Source organism: Streptomyces calidiresistens (assembly GCF_014141525.1).
In the GTDB taxonomy this organism is placed as follows: Bacteria; Actinomycetota; Actinomycetes; order Streptomycetales; family Streptomycetaceae; genus Streptomyces; species Streptomyces calidiresistens.
Genome location: NZ_VKHS01001596.1, coordinates 1 through 414, shown reverse-complemented (window position 1 = coordinate 414; position 414 = coordinate 1). Strand labels below are relative to the sequence as shown.

At 73.9% G+C, this 414-nt stretch carries 1 protein-coding gene; it reads right to left on the bottom strand.

Translation table 11 applies throughout. The features are described from left to right. The coding region (locus tag FOE67_RS28420) for a hypothetical protein (RefSeq protein WP_182667648.1) at positions 1–404 on the bottom strand (404 nt) is incomplete at its 3' end. Between the last annotated feature and the right edge of the window lie 10 nt (positions 405–414).

The following is a 414-nucleotide window of genomic DNA, read 5'->3' as shown; positions in this document are numbered from 1 at the left end:
GGGGAGCCGGGGGACGTCGTGGTCCCACCGTCCGGCCCTCCGGGAACCGGTGCCCCGGTGCGGTCGAACTCCGCCACCAGCTCCTCCTGCCGGGGCAGGAGGACCACGATGAGCAGCACCGCCGCGATGCCGGTGAGCACCACGGAGACGATCAGCCACGGGTCGGTGAGCACCCCCATGCTGCTCGCGGTGGCGAAGCCGAACACGGGGACCGCGATGCCGACGCCGGCGTAGACACGACAGATGCGGTGCAGCAGGCGGACGACGGCGACGGGGGCGGTCGCCGACGGGCCGGTGGCCCGGGCCCGGCGGACGGCGGCGGGGAACATGCTCGCCGCGACGGTGACCGGTCCGATCGCGACGATGGCCGCGATGACGTGCAGGGACAGGAAGAACGCGCTCATGGGGTCCGGT